The following is a 16,757-nucleotide window of genomic DNA, read 5'->3' as shown; positions in this document are numbered from 1 at the left end:
ATTTAAACATGTCACCTTTCAGACTTAGCGTTCTCTCAGCTGTTGTTGCTGGTACTTTATCTATCAGCGGATGTTCAAGTGAAACATCTGAAGAACAGTTGAAACAAGCTCAACAGGCTATCGAGCAAGGGGAATATAAAAAAGCAGAACTCATTGCCAAGAATGTACTGCTGGATAGCGGAACATCCAGTGCTGCAAGCCTGCAACTTGGTACTGCTTATTATTTCCAAGGTGAGTTTGAAAGTGCGCTTAAAGAGTTTGAAAAGCTAAAAAATGCAGATGATATTGACGCTACAACAGTTAGATACTGGCTTCAGTCTTTGCTGTTTACTGACAGCCTTCAACAGATAAATAATGTACTGTCTTCACATGAGAGCAAGTTACCGAAAGATCTTGCGTACTATTATGCTAGCAAAGCAGGGCGCGATGCTGATATGCCCGAATCCACTCCCGATTCTAAGGGTTTTTTCAAAGTCGCTGAATGTATATCTGCGGCAAAGCGCGGTGCCACTACAACTGTTGATTGTATAGAAAGTGCAAAGGACGGTGACGACAACGAATATTTCTATGAACTAGCGACATACTCTATGTATGAAGGTAGACACGAGGTCTTTCTCGATGCTGTTGCTAAGCTAGCGAGCGCGTTTGGGCAGTCTGCAATGTTTCAAATATTAAACGCGGACGCTTTAGTAAGAAACAAGCAATTTGAAAAAGCAGAATCTAAAATCACGCCACTACTAAAAAAATATCCAGACCAAGGTTTCCTAAACTACCTCAAGTCGGTTGTTAGTTTTGAAAAACAGGATTTTGAAAGTAGTAAATCGTTTGCCGAGAAAGCAATACAAAACGGTGTTGATAATGCTAGAACGCGTTTGATAGCTGCAATTAGCGCTTACAACCTTGAAGCGTTTGAGCAGGCACACAATCACTTTGAATCGATTGCTGGAGTGTTAAGCAAAGATTCTCCAGAGTATCGTATTTATTCATCGACGCTGCTTGCCCTGGGGTATAAGGAAAAAGCGATTTCAGCGTTAGAAGAAATGAATAACGTTTCCCTCAGTGACTTGCCGCTCTACACATCTGCAGCAAAGGCGTTATCTAGCACTAATAAATCAGATGAGGCACTTTCAGTGCTAAAACGCTTTGACAACTTAGTTGAGGGTGAAACTGACACTTTTGTTGAGCTCAATATTAATAAACTTGCTCTAGATGATTTGAATGCACTAGCTAACTTAGAATCTCTCGATGAAGCGCAATCTTCTGATTCAGTAAAAACGGCATTGGCTTCTTTTTACCTATCTCGCAATGAATTTGATAAAGCTGCGAAAATTGCAGATGACTTTGCGCAGTCTGAAGAAACCCTTTATACCGCCAAAGTGATCGAAGCATTTATTGCGTTAAAGCAAGAAGCTCCAGATGTATCTGAAAAATTCAATTTGTTGTTTGAGCTTGACGAAAATTCGCTTCCAGCCTTGTTCTATTTTATTAATGAGAATATTGAGGCGGAACAGTATGAACAGGCACTTGCGTTTTCTGAGCGTCTGCAAAATCAAATACCAGGCTCAGTAATTGCGGTGACCACACATATAAAAGTGCTGTCTTCTATGGAAAGAGACGAAGAATTGCTTACGTTTCTAAAGCGCACTTATGAGCAAGAAGAGCAAAATGTAAACATAGCTTCATTATATGCATCAGAACTGTTCAATCAGGGGCAAGCGTCTGAAGCAAAACGCGTGCTGTCTGATTTTTCGGTGGATAGTGCTGCAAAACCTATATTTTGGTTAACGTTGATTAAGGCTGAGTCTGTACTAGGTAATGATGAAGCTGCAAAAAAACTCGCAAAAAAATGGGTGACAATTGTTCCTGATTACAAGCCAGCTGTGTTACTGGCTTCAAATTTGTTCGAGGCAGATGGCGATTACGCCGAGTCAGTACGTATTCTAAGAAAAGCACAGTTAGCATTTCCAAATGATAACGATATCAAACTGCTACTAGCGTCGACCTTATTGAGCACCAATGACATTCGCGGTGCTAGAAAAATCGTAAATAGCACGCCTTCATTAGCACAAGCTGGATTGCCATATAACCTCATTGCTGGACGCCTCGCGCTAGCTGATGAGAATTTTGATGAAGCTCAAGAGAAATTAGAATCGTATTATAACGAATACAAGACATATGACTCGCTAATGTTGTTGCTTCAGGCGTATCGCGGCCAAAAAGCGATAGAGAAGGCAACTCAAGCTTGTGAAGATTACATAAATACAAATGGTGTTGATCCACGTGTTTCTCTATATGTTGCAGAGCTTTATATAAAAACAGATCATGACAAAGCAATCATGCATTATGAAAGACTGTTAAGAAATGGCGCTGAAAGTGCGATGGTGCTTAATAATCTAGCGTGGTTGCATCATGTTAATTCAAGAAATGATAAGGCACTAGAATACGCTGAGCGAGCAGTAAAAATAGAAGGGGATAACCCTGATTACCTCGATACCCTAGGTATGATTTACCTAAGGTTAGATAGCGTGGTTGAGGCTGAAGCTATCTTGAATAAGGCACACAACTTGGCTACAACCAACCTTTCTATATTGTTGCATTATGCCGAAGCGTTGGTTTCAGCTGGTAAAATGGGCCGTGCTGAGAATATGTTGTCTCCACTTACTGGACGTTCAGCTGAGTTGGATAAGGAAATTAATCGCATTCTAAATAGCAAGCCTGTTTAAACTGTCTGGTTTTTTTACATTGATAAAATGGGTTTTTGGAAAATTGTTTAAAATCAATGGCATAAAAGTTGGCACACTGGTTGCTTTACTAATATCGATAGAATGAAACCATTTTCTTTTAATGAGGACGTTATGAAAAAATTATTATTAGCAACCGCAATGTTAGCAGCAAGCTCTGCAGCGAACGCTGGTGTAGTAAGTGCAGCTGGTGGTGTGTCTTGGGAAGTAGATGGTGGACTTCCAAACTTTAGCGCTACTATCGATTTCACACAGTGGTGGACAGTTACTAACACTACTGGTGTTGCTGACCTAAATACTGCTGTTTCAGCTGAAACAATTTCTCCAACTCTTTCAAGCATTTCTAATGCTTACGCAGGTGGTGATGCACCAGAGCTAGTTGGTGCTGGTAAATTCAACCTAGGTAATGGTCTAGGTGAGCCAAACTGTAACGGTTGTGAGCTTACATTCAGCTTTGGTGGTCTATTCTTTGACCCTCAAAATGCGAATGCGCCAATCGACTCTACTGACGGCTGGTTAAACATCTATGTTGATTACGATCAAGTAGGTGGTGCATTTGACGAAGCGCAAATGGATAACTTCGCTGACGCGACTGACCACGCTGCTCGTGCAGTTGATGGCGACCTATGGTTAAGCCTAAACCTACGTGACTTCCAATACTATGCAGACCCTGCGTATGCAAACATTGGTGAGCCACTAATCTCTGGTACAACATTGTTCTACGGTGAAGTAATTGGCGGTATCGCTGAGTCTAACTTCATCTCTGACTTCTTCGCTGGTGCGTATGAAGCTGATGCATTTGGTCTAGCGTCTACTTTCGACGATAACAGCCGTGCTCCTGCTTCACCTGCTGACCTAAACATTTCTGAGTACAGCGTACGTGGTTCTGGTAACGTTGAAGCTGCTACAGTATCTGCTCCTTCTACTATTGCTATGTTTGGTCTAGCGCTAGTTGGTCTAGGTGCAATGACTCGTCGTCGTAAAGCATAATCAACGACTTGTCACGCGAAAGCGTAGCACACTAAATATTAAAGCCCAGCAGTAGCTGGGCTTTTTTGTGTCTGTTGATTACTGGAATTAATTTACAAGAATTAAAAGCAATAAAAAACACGGCATTGCCGTGTTTTTTAATAGGTATTATTTGGATAAGTTAAGAGTCAATGTTTTTGATTTAACCCTTTCCGTATATCAGCAAGCATTTTGGCAAAGCTAGGTGAAAGACTAGTTTCTAAAAGTTTTTGATTTATGTAATAAGGGGCGCGCTTTCCGTGATAGTCAATCACAGGGCCAATCTGCTGAAACTTAATACCCACAAAGCCCATGCTTCTCGCTAATCTAGGCTCCATCATTACATAAGCATGTTTAATATTATTCTCTATCGTTAAGCCAGCAGCTGCAAAATACAACCCGACAGCAATAAACGGAAAGCAGCGCAACTCAGTTTCTGAATAGGTTTGTTGGTTAATGATACCAACCGCTGCACCGTCATGGTTATCCATTTGACGGCGTCTAAACTGCTTGGGTACTGCCAACCTTGATACCTCACACACATCTTCTCTGGCGAAATTCGCTGGATTCAGTTTGTCGTCGGTAATTGAATTTAAACAGTACTTTTCTATAGGCAACTGTTGATGGGGTTCAGTAGGTCGAACTATTCTCACTGTGCCCGCATAGTTTTTTGAGCTTACGTGCTGAATTAAGCAGTGTAGTGAGAAGGAGTCAAACTCATCGAGTTCTAATCCGTCATCTTTTATTGGCTCAAACCCAAGCTCTTCACAGTAAACGTTATGTCTAATCTTGAATACTTCTTTACGAAGCTCTTCTTCAAGCGCAACACAGGGCGTGAGGTAGGTCGAGAAATGCGTTGAGATATAGCTAGCTTCTTTAAGCTTGCTGTAACCAGACAACAACTTGCCCAACTTGTTATTTTTACCCACAAGTTGAGTGACTCTATCGAGTACGCTTTTCTGTTTCTGGTTACTCATACACAATCATTTTTATTTTTAACGTTTTCTAAGCTTAGCAGATTATCTTTACAATGCGGAACCAATAATTCGTTATAAGTCACACTTTATTCTATTCACTACTTTCGTATAACTCACTAATTTAGCAGTTTATATTTAACTCTCGCCAAAAGTTCGTATAACCCCCTCCTCGCATTTTGAAGTGAGTCTTCTGAAGGCCATGTGATGAAAAATGTTGTGTCGCCATTGTGATGGTAATCAACCGGAAAGTACGTTACTGAATTTGCAGTCGATCCAAGTTCCAGTTTAATTCGAGCGATATGACTAGCTGACGAAACAACCCAGATGTTCTTATCAGTAATGTATGGTTTTACTGAAACAATTTCCTCATGAGTGTTTGTTCCTTGACGTGTAAGAATAAGTTCAGATGCATTTATGTTTAACGATTGAAAAAAATCTGCGGCTTTGTCGCTGAAGTTGACTTTCTCGTCGTCTAAGAAATAGCCGCCGCTGATTATTATTGGCGCCTTTGTTAAGAAGTGAAGTCTCGCTGCTTCTACATTCCTTTGCAATGAGCACTCTTGCCACCGGCTTATTTCTGGTAGAGCGCCTTCGGTATTGTAATAGCAAGCAAGAACAAAAATGTAGTCAGGACTATCAAGAGAGGTATCGTCGTGAGTGGGCAATCGATACTCCACTTTGCTTAGCAGTAACTTACTAGCGTAGGGTTGCGACCAAAGTAACAACCACGCTACTGCAAATATACTCACACAGTAACAGCCCCGTTCACGCTTCATTATTTTTAATAGCAGCGCTAAGAGCATTAGTAAGAATGAAAACTTTAGTGGTGATACCAACTCAACCACTATAAGCTTAAGTAATTCCATGTTTAATTTAACTTTAAAAGGAGTATGTATGGCAAAGACTACGATATTTACTCGTCGCCTGCTAACTTCATTTGTATTCAGCTTTATGCTTTTTAGCGCTAAAGCGTTTGCGGTGTTTCCTGAGGTAGTGAAAGAAGTCACGCCGTCCGTAGTTGCCATTGGGCTTTATACACCGCTTGAAGCGAACGGCAATCAGGTTTTAGGGACGGGATTTGTAGTTGCTGATGGCAAACATGTTATTACGAATTATCACGTTGTATCAAAGATCCTCGACCCAACAATTGTGCAGTATTTTGTCGTTATTTCGGGGGAGGGCAGAGACGTTAAAACCTATAAAGCTGAGGTGTTGGGTATCGACCCTGTGCACGACCTCGCCGTATTAAAGTTCGAAGGTAAATTGAAACCAGTCAATCTAGCAGAGGGCGCTTTGCTGCCCCCGGGGACTGATGTTGCCTTCACTGGGTTCCCAATAGGTGCTGCGATAGGGCTATATCCTGCTACCCACAAAGGAATGATCTCGGCTATCACACCAGACGCAATACCTGCGCAAAATGCAGATCAGTTAACAGTTAGTATGCTCAAGCGCTTAAAGCAACCTGAATTAGTGTATCAGCTCGATGCCACTGCGTATCCAGGGAACTCTGGAAGCCCAGTTTATGATGTCAAAACAGGACACGCGGTTGGCGTGATTAACAAGGTATTTGTCAGTCAAGGTAAAGAGTCGGCATTGTCAGCGCCAAGCGGTATTAGCTACGCAATCCCAATTACTCATGCATTGTCATTACTGAAGCAGCACGGCTTATAGACTTGTTCCTATGTGTGGCCATTCATAAAATGTAAATTACTGCGGTTTATAAGGGTTATACCTATCTGGGCTTATTATGCCGTTGGGATCGAGTGCGGCAGCTATTTTTCCCGCTGCCTTCCAGTAGGTACTCGTAGCATTCAGGCTCTTTTGCTGCTCTATGTTTAATCGATAGGGAATAAACCCACGCTTCAAACCTTCACAGACCAGTTCGTTTAAACACGCTTGCGCGTCTTTAATCGCTTGAGGGTTTTCGCGATCAAATACAATGGGTATTGTGCTATCCGTTGATATACCACTTAAATTAGTAAAGGTAATCATTGGTTCGATATTGTATTTGGGCGTTATGCGCCTAATCATTTCGATGAACTTAGACATATCTGGAGCTTTGGCGGGGACTAATGGCGCGTACCATAATAAGCCGCAGCTATCTTTTGCTGGGTGTAATAGCTTAGATTGAACGCCAGGTTTTACTCGTGGATTACGCCAATACGCTAGAGGTAGAGCGACTTCACTAGGCTTGCCGCGCATTACTTCCATTCCCTTTTCAAGCTTTTCTAGTTGTATTCTTGCGTTATCTAGTGCACTTAATGGCAGCAACTTGGTTACCAGTTGCCCTATTTTTACTAGCAAGCTACTTGAAAATAATATTTGGTTTGCCTTTCCTTTTGCAATTTTACGAATGTCGCGCTTGGCAGCTTTCGCTACATTATTTGTGCCATAAATAGTACCCACTACGGTCCATTCTGGCACGTCGTATTGCTTTGCAATTGCTTCAACTTGGTGCTCAGTCATAACCGAGTGGCTTTGGGCTCCTTGAGGGTTCTCCGCGACCATCGAACATATTCTGCGTTTATCCATTAAATTGATTGAGCCAACAACGCCTTCCAAGTTGTTGAATATTTCTTTCACTACGCTATAAGCTGTTTCAAAGCTGTCCTTCTCATAAAAGCGCATGTAAAACGAATCGAAAGCGGGTTTTATCCTAGCAAGTGCTATTGTCATTTCAGTAACAATCATATTGCCTGACTGCGTGAAAATACCATCTAGGTAAGGCCCGTGTTTCCACTTGAAGGTTTTATCGACATAGCAGTTGGTTTCATCACCACCCGCTTCATCACTCATCACCTTTAACGACGATTCGTAAAAGCTGCCGTCTGCCAGGTAGCCTTTCAAATTCGTAACGGCGGTAAAATGATCTGCAGTTGGAGTTATTCCATAGCCACGTTCAAGGGCATTACTTACTATACCTGCGCTGGGCCCTGCGCCCGTAACGGGCACCATAAATGGTGCGCTTTGTTCAGTTAAAAAATCAAATAGTTGTTGCTGAGTGACACCTGGTTCAAGTGTGACAATGCCGTTTTCACTATCGAAATACGTAATATCGTTTAGCTTTGAGAGGTCGAGTAATACCACTGTAGCGCTTTGATTACTCGGTAACCCAGACCCATACCCCCAATTCTTGCCGGTGCCTACAGGGTATATGCTAAACGCAGGTACATCATATACGTCGGGGGAGTTTGCGATATGAAGAATTTTTTGTATTGCCTGTTTATCGGATGGCGTAGCGATAATGGATATAGTTGATTCGAATCCTTCTGTGTTGAGCAACTTATTATCTCTAGCGCTTTCAGAGGCAGTAATTTCACAAATATCAGCCAATTCGCGAGAGAGAATGTCGATCAAAGGATTCATATATATACCTTAAATACTGGTTTGTTATGGCAGAGTATAGTTAGAAGCGCAGATTAACAATACGAAATCAATGTTAAAGCGTATCTACCCGTCAAATACTTCTGTATCGAGGTTGTCGAAATTTTCATATAGCTTATAATCTGAAAGTAGCAGTATATTTTACTGTTAGTATTTTTTACAGTTTTCAACTGGCGCGAATTAAACTTCAATCAAATCAATGTTTTATTTCTTGGCTTGATTTTTGCAAAGTATGCAATCGTAGTTGAGTTAAGTCTTTGAGGATGTGGTTAGAATGGACAATATGAATAAAAACGATGAAGCGAAAAGAAGCTCTCGTCGTAAGTTTTTAAAGAGAACATCTGCTGGCGCAATCCTAGCGTCACTTCCTGCTGCATCAGTGTGGGGGCAGGACTCTCTTATTGCTGGTTCCATCGCCGCATCAGGTCACGGTTCTGATTATGCTGGAACAACTCCGATTGCTCTACTTTCACCTGGAAAGTGGAAGAACTGGACGAGTCATTGGGGCGCAGTTTCAATCAATGCAAAGTACTCTCAATACACGGGTAACAAACCATTTGGTTATGGTAATGCCGGTATCATGAAGCATAAAAATGGCGATATTCTTACGAATTCTGAAATGTTAGATGTCACGCTTTATGAAGTAATAAAAAATGTTGGTGGTGGCGACGGCAATATTAAAGGCAAGCGTTCTGGGCCTAGTAATATCAATTGTTACATTGCAGAGATGATCCTTAATGCTGCAAACCACGGCCAGACTATTGGTGGTGAAACTATTCATTTTCCAATTCTAAAGACATTTAATTCTAGTCTCGGCGGGTCGAGCAATCCGGGTCTGTTCGCTGATGAGTACGAGTTTGCAAGATATTTGCACAATAACGCTAGTGGCAATGAGAAAGCTGTAGCAGAAGAGTTAGCTACATTCTTAGTGGACCATCATGTGTAATGGTCTGCATTTGTACTTTGAAAAAGGCGTGATTTATCACGCCTTTTCTGATCATAGTGGAATGACGATTTATTCTACATTTAGTAATGAAGTTTTCGTTGCAACAGTGGGTCCTCAAAGTTTAATAAACGCATTTGAGGCGAATGAAAATGTGGACGAGAATGCTGAGCAAGTCAGAAAGGCGCTCGTCAAAAAAGGATTTATTAAAGCAGAATGGCATTAAGTAGTTTTTTGCTGGATACCCATCCATTTTCCTTTGCAATAAAAACAGACATACCGCAAGTGGCCGACAGCATTGAAATGCTTTATGGCGACGTTTTGCGAGATGACTCAACGCTGACGCTGCCCACCTATGATGTAGAAATTAAACATGCCAGCCTGCTCCGGCGCTTGCTAAAACCACAAACACAATTTTTCTGTGACCAGCGAGAACCGTTTTTACCCATGCCATCTGATAAATCGCTCGCCATGTTCGAGTGGGGACTCAATTGGATAGTAAGTGCTCACGAGTTTAGGCATGTAATTTTACACTCCGCAGTGCTGGCAAAAAATAACAAAGCGATATTATTTCCTGCACCACCTGGTTCTGGTAAAAGTACACTCACTAGTTGGCTCAGTCACAATGGCTGGCGTCTGCTTTCCGATGAAATGGCTCTAATGACACCTAATACCACTGAGGTAACGCCATTTGTACGGCCCATTTGCCTAAAAAATAATGCGATTAATTTAGCCAATTCATGGTTTCCTTCGGGGCGCTTTTCTCATATATCACCTAATACCCACAAAGGCGATGTCGTTCATTTATCTCCACCAACAGCTTCTTGGGACGCGCGTCGGGAAAAGGCTGAAGTAGTTGCGATTGTCTATCCTCAGTACTCAGCTGATACGTATTGTGATATTTATGAATTAAGTAAAGCAGAGGCTTTTTCAACGCTTACTACTAATGCCTTTAATTATGGTGTTTTGGGCGGTTTGGGCTTTTCTACGCTAACTAACTTAGTCGAGAAAAGTAAGACCTTTGAAGTTAGATATAATAATTTGGAAGAGCTCCAGAGTTTCTTGGAAAATGATGTCCTCTCATAAACAGACGATCACAGAACAAGCATTTATTGATGCGGTATTAAACCCAGCTTCTTGCCTTGATAAAAGCGACGCTTGGTGGTCTAGCTTCATTAAAATTTTGCGATTTGAGCGCTTGTTAGCACTGTTCGCATTTAAAAGTGAAGAGCATGGTTTATTAGACACGTTTCCCAGTGTCGTAAGAGGGCATTTAGAGAATGCGCGAATAATGGCAAATCGCCAAGCCGACCATTTGAAGTATGAGGTTTCACTATTGTCGAGCTCAATTCAAGCGGTTACACCACAATGCCTTTATCTAAAGGGCGCTGCTTATTGCTTAGCAGATTTGTCAGTGGCAAAGGGACGATTGTTTTCAGATATTGACGTTCTGGTACCTAAAAACTGCTTGGAGAAAGTGGAAAAGAGCCTTTTATTCAAAGGTTGGATGAGTAAACCTATTAATGACTATGACGAGCGCTATTATCGAGAGTGGGCACATGAGATCCCTCCATTGGTGCAATCTAGGCGAGGGACGGTGGTGGATATCCATCATAATTTGGTACCGCCCATTTCAGGGAAAGCGCCCGACATTAATGCGTTTCTTGCACAAACAATGGAAGTCAATGGCGTTACAGTACTAAAGCCGCATGCAATGCTTGTGCACTCGTGTATCCATTTAATATTTAACGAGACGTTCAAACAGGCGCATCGCGATCTTTATGACATAGCGTCTCTAATTGCAGACTTTGGCAACGATGATTTTTGGGACGAAGCTATTGGTTTAGCGAAAGAAACCGGTTTTTACCGCGAGTTATTTTTGGCTTGCCGATACAGTAGCAAGAAGCTAGGTTTCCCACTGCCCAGCAAGCTGACGCAAGATATACCTTACACAGCTCATAAGCTTTTCGTGTTGGATAGCTTTATGAACAAAGCATTGTCGCCTCATCATCCATTGTGTGACGTAAAAGGCAGGAATATTGCTAGCTTTATGGCTTGGGTCAGGGGACACTGGTGCAAAATGCCATTGATGCTGCTGATTTATCATCTTTCTGTTAAGTCGATCAGAGCACTTATAGAGCAAATTTTTGGAAAGCACGTCTTCGAAACTGAAGGGACATCTAAATAGCTCACGCTAATATTTTTGGGAGAGAAAAGTGAAAATCTTAGTCACCGGCGCTGCCGGGTTTATTGGGGCAGCAGTATCACAATACCTTATTAATAGAGGTGACGAAGTAGTCGGTATTGATAACATAAACGACTATTACGATGTGAACTTAAAACACGCGCGCTTGGCCCAATTGAAGGCTTCTGATGCCTCTAGCTTGTTTTCATTTGTTGAAATGGGCGTTGAAGAGCGTGAAAAAATGTCTTCGCTGTTTGAAGCGCACAAATTTGATAGAGTTGTACACCTTGCCGCACAAGCTGGTGTTCGCTATTCACTTGAAAACCCAAGCGCTTACATAGATTCAAACATTGTGGGCTTCGGTAATATTTTAGAAGGTTGTCGTCACAATAACGTTGAGCACTTGGTGTATGCCTCTTCAAGTTCGGTGTATGGCGCCAATGAGACTATGCCGTTTTCGGAACAGCACAATGTAGATCATCAGGTTAGTCTTTATGCAGCATCTAAGAAAGCTAACGAATTAATGGCGCATACTTATAGCCATCTTTACAACTTGCCAACTACAGGATTGCGCTTTTTCACCGTGTATGGCCCATGGGGCCGCCCTGATATGGCGCTGTTTAAGTTCACGAAGGCTATTTTAGAAGGTAAGACTATAGACGTATACAATTACGGGAATCATCGCCGTGATTTTACTTATATAGACGATATTGTCGAAGGTGTAGTACGTTCTCTCGATAACGTAGCGAAACCAAATGACAACTGGGATGGTGCCAACCCTGACCCGAGTACAAGTAAGGCGCCATATAAAGTGTACAATATTGGCGCGCAAACGCCGGTACACTTGCTTAAATTCATTGAAACACTAGAAAATGCATTAGGCATTGAAGCGAAGAAGAACTTGTTGCCAATGCAGCCTGGGGATGTACCTGACACTTACGCAGATGTTTCATCACTGGTAAAAGATACGGGCTATAAGCCAAATACTGATGTTGAGACAGGCGTTAATGCATTTGTCGATTGGTACCGCAACTTCTATAAGGTGTAGTCTAGAATAGGTACACTGCGCCAATGCTATTATTGTAGTAGTGTACCACCTGTTGTTTATCAAGCCACATTCTCTTTCTTATAAAATAGCGCTTTGCCTTATAGATGCGTTGACTCATAAGCCATAAGTCCTGCACATTTTTTGGGTAGAAACTCTTTCGTTGTCCTATACCCCATTTCATATAGCGTATTCTTTATTTCCGGAGACAGAGAGAAGTCTACTGCTGAAATATCGCCAGTATTTACAACAACGGTATTGTGCCAATACTTAGCATTCACATATTCTCTGGATATTGCTGTCATAAATGTACGAATAAGCATGCCAACGTACTGAGGGAGTTGTAGAACGTTTTTCTTTATTGCTTTGCGCTTTTGTTCGGTGCTTTGAAGTCTAAAGCACACTGAAGGTGTGCCATCACCTCGCCAATCCTCAAATAACGCGTCTTCAGACAAAATGGCACCATCCACCAAAAGGTGCTCTTTAAACGGTTTAAATGAGAAAATAAGCGGTATAGACATGGAATACCGCACCGCTTCTGAAACTTTCATTTGTGGAGCGGTTTTTTTATTGAATAAAACCGGGCCGCCGCCGTTTACGTCAGTCGCAAGAATGTGGAGATCCAGAGACAAATCTTCGAAAGTTGCTCCCTCAAGCTGGGCATCAATCCATTTTTGAAACACATCACCCGAAGAAAGCCCCCCTTCGCGTAACAGTCGTATTAACGAAAAGTCAGTGAATTGTTTGAAGTCAGTAAGCAGCGCTAATTCTCGCATTTCACTTACCGAGTAACCTTTGGCATACAAAGAGGCAATAATAGAACCTCCAGACACTCCGACCAGAGTATCGAAACCTATGGTCATGTCCTGCAGCGCTGATATGATACCGATATGTGCACTTAAACGTGTGCCACCACCAGAAAAAATAGGAACTATACGAGACTGTACAGTGGGTGTTAAAGTAGGTAATGCGGACATTTATAAGACTCTACAGAACTGCTGATAAATTAATAATAGCCGAGGACAGTTATATAACCACCCCGACCATCGTCTATACATCAAGCAGATACGGCCAACTATCTTCATCCTTTTTCAACTAACGACCACTTTGGTTTAATTAAATCGCAAGCGTCTCGATATCATTAGCATCGTGAGGCTAAGGGTCATAAGCATAAATATGGAAGGTGCTGAAACCGTGATTGCTTGTGCGGGGTCTCGAGCCCACACATTGATATGCGATACACCTTTTCCGCCAATGTCGTTCGTATTAAATGTACCGCCTAAGTTATAGGGCGTTTGAAGATTGAGTATTGCTGGATTGTTTTCCGCGGCAAAAATGTCTTTGAAGTCGATATTATAAATTATGGAAGTATGCGCTCCACCAGGCGTACCTGATTTTATTGATATGGCGAGCTGATCAAATAGGGCTGCGCGCCCAAGTAGTTGACTGACGGTATTCACTAATCCTGACAAATCAAGAATATCTAAATTCCATGTACCAGCATTACAATCGCCCGTTGTTCCACTTGTGCATGCAAATGTAATGTCTAGCAGGGTATCAAGGCTTGGAGCAGTATCACTGGGTGAAGATTTTTGCCCTTGCAATACAGAGCCATCACCTAGCGGCGCAGGCCCTATGTCAGAGTATGTTTCTACAAAATTACTATTGAGATTTGCAAGGTGGATCCAGCCTGGATCATCTGCCACCCCATCGGGCTGACCAGTTGATGGGTCTATATCAAGTATTTGGAGATCGCTTGGGTCAATGAAGTGAAAGTAGTCAAATCCTGCTTCCCCGTTTAATAAGCCATCGTTTAACTGTCCAATATTCGGATTTGGTGAGCTTACGCCGTGGGCATCATCATTTCCGTAATAAAAAGCACATTCCGTTGCACTATAGTCTTGGCTTAATAAGTTGGTATTGCTGCCGACATTTGTCATGCTGGTTAACTGAACATTGTTAACGTTACAGCCCACTGAAGAACTTATTATGGTGGCATTAACAAGACCAGAAACGATAAGCAGTGTTACACAAATGGCTAAGCGTTTAATTATGCTTTTCATTAGCTAACTCCAATTCTGCAATTGCATCGGAACTACTATGTACTGTTGCATGCTGCATACTACGTACCAGCTTTGGAGTTTTCTTTGTTTACAAATATTTAACATGATGTGATATTTGTACGTCATATTTTTGTAAAATTATCTGACACAAAAAAGGCACCGAGTGGTGCCTTTTGCGAAAAGATATTCTCAATTTGAGAATATGAGCGTGCCGAATTGCAAACTATTAACCCGCCAATTTAGCCTTCATTTCTTTGCGGCGAGCGTGAAGCAGTGGTTCGGTATAACCACTTGGTTGTTCTTTACCCTTGAATATCAGGTCGCTGGCAGCCAAGAATCCAATCGAATTCTCAAGATCAGGTGCCATAGGGATATATTCAGCGTCGCCACTGTTTTGTTCGTCAACCAACACCGCCATACGAGCCAACGACTCTTTAACTTGGTCGACACTGACAATGCCGTGCTCCAGCCAGTTTGCTATGTGCTGTGATGAAATTCGCAAGGTTGCACGGTCTTCCATTAAACCAACATCGTTTATATCAGGTACCTTAGAGCAGCCAACACCTTGATGTACCCAACGTACCACGTAGCCGAGAATACCTTGCACATTATTATCAATTTCACGCTTAATGCTATCGCGTGTGAGTGTCGACGCGTCTTCTAATAATGGAATGGTTAATATGTCGCTTAAACCATCAAAATTTGCATCTAATGACTTTTGTACGTCAAACACATTTACATCGTGATAGTGAAGAGCATGCAGAGTTGCTGCCGTAGGTGAGGGAACCCATGCTGTGTTCGCTCCCGCCTTAGGGTGACCAATTTTAGCGTCCATCATATTTTGCATTTCATCGGGTATTGGCCACATGCCTTTGCCGATTTGTGCTTTACCTGATAAGCCACAGCGCAAACCAATAGCAACATTCGCTGTTTCATAAGCCTTTATCCATGGCATGGTTTTTAGCGCTGCTTTTTCAGCAAATGGGCCAGCCAGCATTGAGGTATGAATTTCATCACCGGTTCTGTCTAAGAAACCGGTGTTAATAAACACAACACGAGACGTTGCCTCGGCAATACACGCTTGTAAGTTAATGCTGGTGCGGCGTTCCTCATCCATGATACCCATTTTCAACGTATTGGCAGGCACATCGATAATCGTTTCTATTTTGCCGAAAAGTGCATTTGAGAATGCAACTTCCTCTGGACCATGCATTTTCGGTTTAACAATATAAATACTGCCTTCACGGCTATTTTTGAACGTGCTGTTACCGAGTAAGTCGTGCTTTGCAATAAGCGACGTTACAAGTCCGTCCATAATGCCTTCAGGAACTTCTTCGCCGTCAAACAACATGGCATCATTTGTCATAAGGTGGCCAACATTACGCACAAACATTAAGCTTCTTCCACTTAATGAAAGTTCGCCTTGATGTGCAACATGCTTAGATGGCGAATAAACGCGGTCTTCGTGCATAGCGCGAACCAGCTGTTTCCCACCTTTGGTCATCTCGATACTAAGCGTACCCTTCATTAGGCCTAGCCAGTTACTGTAAACAAGGGTTTTGTCTTCGGCATCTACCGCTGCCACAGAGTCTTCGCAGTCCATAATGGTAGTAAGTGCTGCTTCTACAAGTACGTCTTTTACGTTAGCGGGGTCACTTTCACCAATTGGATGAGTAGGGTCTATCTGAATTTCAAAGTGAAGACCGTTATGCGCAAACAGTAAAGCGCTAGGTGCAGCAATATCACCTTGATAGCCTTGCCACTGTTCGCTGTTGGCAAGCGTAGTAACATCACCATCGACAAGTGTTACCGAAAGCTTACCCAATTCAATGCTATAAGCACTCACATCGGCGTGGCTGCCTTTAGCAAGTGGGATCATAGCATCAAGATAGGCTTTGGCTTTTGCAACGACTTTTGCACCTCGTACAGGGTTATAGGTCTTTCCTGCCTCTGCGCCACCTTCGTCACTAATAACATCAGTACCATAAAGGGCGTCGTATAAGCTGCCCCAACGCGCATTTACCGCGTTAAGTGCATAGCGAGCGTTGTTGATAGGAACGACAAGTTGTGGGCCAGCCATTGTGGCTATTTCAGCATCGACATTGGTTGTTTTTGCTGACACGTCTGATGGTTGTTCTACTAAGTAGCCGATTGATTTCAAAAATTCAGTGTATTCGCTGCCATTCACCGGGTTTCCGGCTTTGTGGTAGTCGTCGATAGCGCGCTGTAATTGTTCTCGCTTTTCTAGCAGCGCTCGGTTTTGAGGAATAAATTCTGCGAAGAGGGCTTCTGCACCTTTCCAAAAGGCGTCTTGCTCTACGCCTGTTCCTGGGAGGGCCTGTTGATTAATGAAGTTGTCGAGTTGTTCGGCAACCTGTAGACGGCCTCGAGTAATATATCCTTGCATAACT

The 16,757-nt window shown here is 42.4% G+C and carries 14 protein-coding genes; 8 read left to right on the top strand and 6 right to left on the bottom strand.

The window, feature by feature from the left end; all coding sequences use genetic code 11:
- Window positions 1-8: 8 nt before the first annotated feature.
- Window positions 9-2,723, top strand: coding sequence for a tetratricopeptide repeat protein (locus tag LHL20_RS08555; RefSeq protein ID WP_226432989.1), 2,715 nt, complete (start codon window positions 9-11; stop codon window positions 2,721-2,723).
- Between the two features lie 132 nt (window positions 2,724-2,855).
- A complete protein-coding gene (locus LHL20_RS08550) occupies window positions 2,856-3,731 on the top strand; it encodes a PEP-CTERM sorting domain-containing protein (RefSeq protein ID WP_226432988.1) in 876 nt (291 codons plus the stop codon).
- Between the two features lie 167 nt (window positions 3,732-3,898).
- Here LHL20_RS08550 and LHL20_RS08545 read toward each other — a convergent pair whose 3' ends face one another.
- Together LHL20_RS08545 and LHL20_RS08540 are read right to left on the bottom strand one after the other, a co-directional pair.
- Window positions 3,899-4,726, bottom strand: coding sequence for a PEP-CTERM/exosortase system-associated acyltransferase (locus tag LHL20_RS08545; RefSeq protein WP_226432987.1), 828 nt, complete (start codon window positions 4,724-4,726; stop codon window positions 3,899-3,901).
- A gap of 116 nt (window positions 4,727-4,842) precedes the next feature.
- Complete coding sequence (locus LHL20_RS08540) at window positions 4,843-5,592, bottom strand: YdcF family protein (protein ID WP_226432986.1); 750 nt, start codon at window positions 5,590-5,592, stop codon at window positions 4,843-4,845.
- A 28-nt stretch (window positions 5,593-5,620) separates the two neighbouring features.
- Here LHL20_RS08540 and LHL20_RS08535 point away from each other — a divergent pair, with 28 nt between their 5' ends.
- The gene (locus LHL20_RS08535; protein ID WP_202262079.1) at window positions 5,621-6,397 is read left to right on the top strand and encodes a S1 family peptidase; all 777 of its coding nucleotides are present in this window, start codon (window positions 5,621-5,623) and stop codon (window positions 6,395-6,397) included.
- Window positions 6,398-6,433: 36 nt separating this feature from the next.
- Here the strand turns inward: LHL20_RS08535 and LHL20_RS08530 are convergent, their stop codons facing one another.
- Window positions 6,434-8,092 carry an FAD-binding protein gene (locus LHL20_RS08530; protein WP_226432985.1) on the bottom strand — a complete coding sequence of 553 codons (1,659 nt, stop codon included), beginning with the start codon at window positions 8,090-8,092 and terminating at the stop codon, window positions 6,434-6,436.
- Between the two features lie 292 nt (window positions 8,093-8,384).
- Between LHL20_RS08530 and LHL20_RS08525 the strand changes: the two genes are divergently transcribed.
- Genes LHL20_RS08525 through LHL20_RS08505 form a run of 5 tightly spaced genes read left to right on the top strand, consistent with a single transcriptional unit; the run spans window position 8,385 to window position 12,286 of the window.
- The gene (locus LHL20_RS08525; protein WP_202262077.1) at window positions 8,385-9,056 is read left to right on the top strand and encodes a hypothetical protein; all 672 of its coding nucleotides are present in this window, start codon (window positions 8,385-8,387) and stop codon (window positions 9,054-9,056) included.
- Entirely contained in the window at window positions 9,049-9,279 is a 231-nt protein-coding gene (locus LHL20_RS08520) for a hypothetical protein (protein WP_202262076.1), read from the top strand. The genes LHL20_RS08525 and LHL20_RS08520 overlap by 8 nt, the downstream gene beginning before the upstream one ends.
- A complete protein-coding gene (locus LHL20_RS08515; protein ID WP_226432984.1) occupies window positions 9,270-10,139 on the top strand; it encodes an HprK-related kinase A in 870 nt (289 codons plus the stop codon). Before LHL20_RS08520 ends, LHL20_RS08515 begins: the two co-directional genes overlap by 10 nt.
- Window positions 10,123-11,241, top strand: coding sequence for a nucleotidyltransferase domain-containing protein (locus LHL20_RS08510; protein ID WP_226432983.1), 1,119 nt, complete (start codon window positions 10,123-10,125; stop codon window positions 11,239-11,241). The genes LHL20_RS08515 and LHL20_RS08510 overlap by 17 nt, the downstream gene beginning before the upstream one ends.
- A 28-nt stretch (window positions 11,242-11,269) precedes the next feature.
- The gene (locus LHL20_RS08505; protein WP_226432982.1) at window positions 11,270-12,286 is read left to right on the top strand and encodes an NAD-dependent epimerase; all 1,017 of its coding nucleotides are present in this window, start codon (window positions 11,270-11,272) and stop codon (window positions 12,284-12,286) included.
- A gap of 98 nt (window positions 12,287-12,384) precedes the next feature.
- Here the strand turns inward: LHL20_RS08505 and LHL20_RS08500 are convergent, their stop codons facing one another.
- The 3 genes from LHL20_RS08500 to LHL20_RS08490 all read right to left on the bottom strand — a co-directional run bounded on the left by LHL20_RS08500 (window position 12,385) and on the right by LHL20_RS08490 (window position 16,753).
- Entirely contained in the window at window positions 12,385-13,260 is an 876-nt protein-coding gene (locus LHL20_RS08500) for a patatin-like phospholipase family protein (RefSeq protein ID WP_226432981.1), read from the bottom strand.
- 135 nt (window positions 13,261-13,395) lie between these two features.
- Window positions 13,396-14,346 (bottom strand): hypothetical protein, encoded by a 951-nt coding sequence (locus tag LHL20_RS08495; protein WP_226432980.1) that lies wholly within the window; start codon window positions 14,344-14,346, stop codon window positions 13,396-13,398.
- Between the two features lie 226 nt (window positions 14,347-14,572).
- Window positions 14,573-16,753, bottom strand: coding sequence for a malate synthase G (locus tag LHL20_RS08490; RefSeq protein ID WP_226432979.1), 2,181 nt, complete (start codon window positions 16,751-16,753; stop codon window positions 14,573-14,575).
- Window positions 16,754-16,757 lie beyond the last annotated feature (4 nt).

The organism is Alteromonas sp. McT4-15 (assembly GCF_020515205.1).
Classification (GTDB): Bacteria; Pseudomonadota; Gammaproteobacteria; order Enterobacterales; family Alteromonadaceae; genus Alteromonas.
This window is presented reverse-complemented; position numbering and strand designations above follow the sequence as displayed.

Excerpts from the sequence above, each read along its gene's own strand:
- LHL20_RS08540 (WP_226432986.1), bottom strand. The coding sequence starts at position 5,592 with ATGGAATTACTTAAGCTTATAGTGGTTGAGTTGGTATCACCACTAAAG.
- LHL20_RS08545 (WP_226432987.1), bottom strand. The coding sequence starts at position 4,726 with ATGAGTAACCAGAAACAGAAAAGCGTACTCGATAGAGTCACTCAACTT.
- LHL20_RS08535 (WP_202262079.1), top strand. The coding sequence starts at position 5,621 with ATGGCAAAGACTACGATATTTACTCGTCGCCTGCTAACTTCATTTGTA.
- LHL20_RS08530 (WP_226432985.1), bottom strand. The coding sequence starts at position 8,092 with ATGAATCCTTTGATCGACATTCTCTCTCGCGAATTGGCTGATATTTGT.
- LHL20_RS08525 (WP_202262077.1), top strand. The coding sequence starts at position 8,385 with ATGGACAATATGAATAAAAACGATGAAGCGAAAAGAAGCTCTCGTCGT.
- LHL20_RS08510 (WP_226432983.1), top strand. The coding sequence starts at position 10,123 with ATGATGTCCTCTCATAAACAGACGATCACAGAACAAGCATTTATTGAT.
- LHL20_RS08500 (WP_226432981.1), bottom strand. The coding sequence starts at position 13,260 with ATGTCCGCATTACCTACTTTAACACCCACTGTACAGTCTCGTATAGTT.
- LHL20_RS08495 (WP_226432980.1), bottom strand. The coding sequence starts at position 14,346 with ATGAAAAGCATAATTAAACGCTTAGCCATTTGTGTAACACTGCTTATC.
- LHL20_RS08555 (WP_226432989.1), top strand. The coding sequence starts at position 9 with ATGTCACCTTTCAGACTTAGCGTTCTCTCAGCTGTTGTTGCTGGTACT.
- LHL20_RS08490 (WP_226432979.1), bottom strand. The coding sequence starts at position 16,753 with ATGCAAGGATATATTACTCGAGGCCGTCTACAGGTTGCCGAACAACTC.
- LHL20_RS08520 (WP_202262076.1), top strand. The coding sequence starts at position 9,049 with ATGTGTAATGGTCTGCATTTGTACTTTGAAAAAGGCGTGATTTATCAC.
- LHL20_RS08550 (WP_226432988.1), top strand. The coding sequence starts at position 2,856 with ATGAAAAAATTATTATTAGCAACCGCAATGTTAGCAGCAAGCTCTGCA.
- LHL20_RS08515 (WP_226432984.1), top strand. The coding sequence starts at position 9,270 with ATGGCATTAAGTAGTTTTTTGCTGGATACCCATCCATTTTCCTTTGCA.